Source organism: Okeania sp. SIO3I5 (assembly GCF_010672085.1).
In the GTDB taxonomy this organism is placed as follows: domain Bacteria; phylum Cyanobacteriota; class Cyanobacteriia; order Cyanobacteriales; family Microcoleaceae; genus Trichodesmium.
In genome coordinates, this window is sequence record NZ_JAAHHT010000453.1 from 1 (window position 1) to 3,152 (window position 3,152).

The window sequence follows — 3,152 nt, forward strand, 5'->3', positions numbered from 1 at the left end:
AATGATTTGTCAAAAAAAATGTAGGGGTTTGGTCTCCAAACCTAACTAAATTTTGCCGAAATGAAAAATCTTCTTGCCTAACTCATTTAGATAATGATTTGTCAAAAAAAATGTAGGGGTTTGGTCTCCAAACCTAACTAAATTTTGCCGAAATGAAAAATCTTCTTGCCTAACTCATTTAGATAATGATTTGTCAAAAAAAATGTAGGGGTTTGGTCTGCCAACCCCACCAAATTTTTGTAGAAATGAAAAATCTTCTTGCCTAACTTATTTAGATAATGATTTGTCAAAAAAAATGTAGGGGTTTGGAAACCAAACCCCTACGATAAAATCTTACTATCCATTGCTTGTTAATATGACTAAAAAATTCAATCGACGTTCATTTATTGGCTACATTTTAGCCAGTTCAGCAACTATTTTTTTACTAAAAGCTTGTGCTAGTTCTCCCTCTACAATGATTCTCACAGAAAATCCTGATAATGATTCTACAGATTCTAGTGGTAGTTCTAAAACTTTTAAAATTGCTATTGCTTTGCCTGGAGTTATTACCGATGGAGGATGGAATCAATCTGGTTATGAAGGAGTAAAAAAAGCAGCCGAAAAACTTAATGCTGAGATGATTTATGTAGAGAATGTTGCTCAACCAGACCAAACAGAAACTCTGTCAGATTTTGCTAGGAAAGGTTATGATTTAGTTGTTGGTCATGGCGGACAATTTGATGCTGCTATTCAACAAGTAGCTAGTCAATTTCCAGAGACATTTTTTTTGGGAGTTAATGGTAATATTGCCGGGGAAAATTATGCTTCTGTAACAACAAATTATTTCCAAGTTGGTTATCTTGCTGGTGTGGTTGCTGGTTTGATGACTAAAACTAATAAAGTTGCTTATATTACGGGTTTATCTTTTAAGGGAACTAATTTACAAGGTAGGGCATTTGAGTTAGGAGCTAAGTCGGTAAATTCTAGTGTTGAAGTTGTGATTAGTTACACTGGAGATTTTAATGATATTGCTAAAGGAAAAGAAGCAGCTTTGGCTTTAATTTCTACAGGAGTTGATGTTATTTATCACTTATTAGATAATGCTGCTCCGGCAGTTTTACAAACGGCACAAGAAAAAGGAATTTATGCAGTGGGGAATACAACAGATCAGTTAGAACTTGCTCCAAAAGCAGTATTGACGAGTGCAGTTCAGGATGTGGGAGGAGCGATCGCCTACGTTGCTAATTTGGTGAAAAATGATCGAGTTAAAGGAGAAAAATATGTTTTAGGAATTGAAAATCCAGAAATTACTAAATTGGGTCGTTTTAATGATGTTTTGCCAGAGAAAGTTAAGCAAAAAGTAGAAGCAACTCAACAGCAAATGTTGGCAGGAGAATTGCTGTTTGAAGATTGTTCAGAAGGTAGTCAAGAGAAAGTTTGTATTAAATAAACGGAGAAGGAATAATATCAAATCCGGTAGTATCGGTAGAATTCAAGACCGTAGGGGTTTGGTCACCAAACCCTTACAAACTAGGAGCTTTTGCCAAGACTGATGGTAGAACCTTATTCTCCAAAGCAAGCGAATTTGATGTAATCAGGACTTACGTAGGTGAACCCAGAAACCCGGTTTCTCGTAGATGTTTATTGTCAAAAACAATGATTTACCGTAGAAACCGGGTTTCTTTGCGTAAGTCCTAATAATATAGAATTCAGATAATTGCTATAGCCAAGTTATTGCGACTTACACTCCTGGGAAGGAAGCAATCTCAGGGGTGCGCGGAGATTGCTTCGTCTCGTTGCAATGACGACTTTTCAGCCCGATATACAGCGGATTGCACTAGGCGTGAGGTACACCAATCGCGGGCAAGATGCCCGCACTAATAGGATTTAACTGCTAATTTCTATACTTCATATACTTGGAATATGCTGTAACTTCTGACTTCTAATCACTCCCAACACCATCACACAAACGCTTATCGCTTTCACTGACATTAGGGTTATTTTCTAGGTAGTCGCGCATCCAGTTGCAACCCCACTCATAGTGGCTAAACTTCCAATCATTCCACAACTTCACTGTATTGTCACCACTGGCAGTTGCAATAGTCTCTCCATCCGGACTAAATGCTACAGCGTAGACCCAATTCTTATGGTTTTTGAGGATTTGCAATAATTTCCCCTCTTGGTTCCACAACTTTACTATCTTGTCACCACTGGCAGTTGCAATCATCTGACCATCAGGACTAAATGCTACACCATTGACTGAACTCTCATGGCCGGTGAGAGTCTGCAATAATTGACCTTGACGGTTCCACAACTTCACTGTTTTGTCACCACTGGCAGTTGCAATAGTCTCTCCATCAGGACTAAATGCTACATCATTGACTAAACTCTTATGCTCCTTCAGACTCCGCAGTAATTTTCCCTCTTGGTTCCACAACTTGACTGTCTTGTCACCACTGGCAGTTGCAATCATCTGACCATCAGGACTAAATGCTACACCATTGACTGAACTCTCATGGCCGGTGAGAGTTTGCAATAATTGACCCTGACGGTTCCACAACTTCACTTTCTTGTCACCACTGGCAGTTGCAATAGTCTCTCCATCCGGACTAAATGCTACACCATTGACCCAACTCTTATGGCCGGTGATAATCTGCAATAATTTTCCTTGAGGGTTCCACAACTTCACTGTTTGATCATCACTGGCAGTTGCAATCATCTGACCATCAGGACTAAACGCTACACCATAGACTGAACTCTCATGGCCGGTGAGAGTCTGCAATAATTGACCCTGACGGTTCCACAACTTCACTGTTTTGTCATCACTGGCAGTTGCAATCATCTGACCATCAGGACTAAATGCTACACCATTGACCCAACTCTTATGGCCGGTGATAATCTGCAATAATTTCCCCTGACGGTTCCACAACTTGACTGTATTGTCACCACTGGCAGTTGCAATCATCTGACCATCAGGACTAAGTGCTACACCATTGACCGACTCCTCATGGCCTTTGAGAGTCTGCAACTCCTTCCCCTGTGGTTCCACAACTTGACTGTATTGTCGCCACTGGCAGTTGCAATCATCTGACCATCAGGACTAAGTGCTACACCATTGACCGTCTCCTCATGGCCTTTGAGAGTCTGCAACTCCTTCCCCTGTTGGTTCCACA

General features: G+C 40.4%; 3 protein-coding genes. 1 reads left to right on the top strand and 2 read right to left on the bottom strand.

Going from position 1 to position 3,152, the window contains the following annotated elements; genetic code table 11:
• Nucleotides 1-355: 355 nt before the first annotated feature.
• On the top strand, nt 356-1,429 hold the full coding sequence (locus tag F6K40_RS39520; protein WP_293145576.1) for a BMP family protein: 1,074 nt from the start codon (nt 356-358) through the stop codon (nt 1,427-1,429).
• 492 nt (nt 1,430-1,921) lie between these two features.
• Here F6K40_RS39520 and F6K40_RS39525 read toward each other — a convergent pair whose 3' ends face one another.
• Together F6K40_RS39525 and F6K40_RS39530 are read right to left on the bottom strand one after the other, a co-directional pair.
• Entirely contained in the window at nt 1,922-3,007 is a 1,086-nt protein-coding gene (locus F6K40_RS39525) for a WD40 repeat domain-containing protein (RefSeq protein ID WP_293145579.1), read from the bottom strand.
• The coding region (locus tag F6K40_RS39530; protein WP_293145582.1) for a WD40 repeat domain-containing protein at nt 2,965-3,152 on the bottom strand (188 nt) is incomplete at its 5' end. The genes F6K40_RS39525 and F6K40_RS39530, both read right to left, overlap by 43 nt.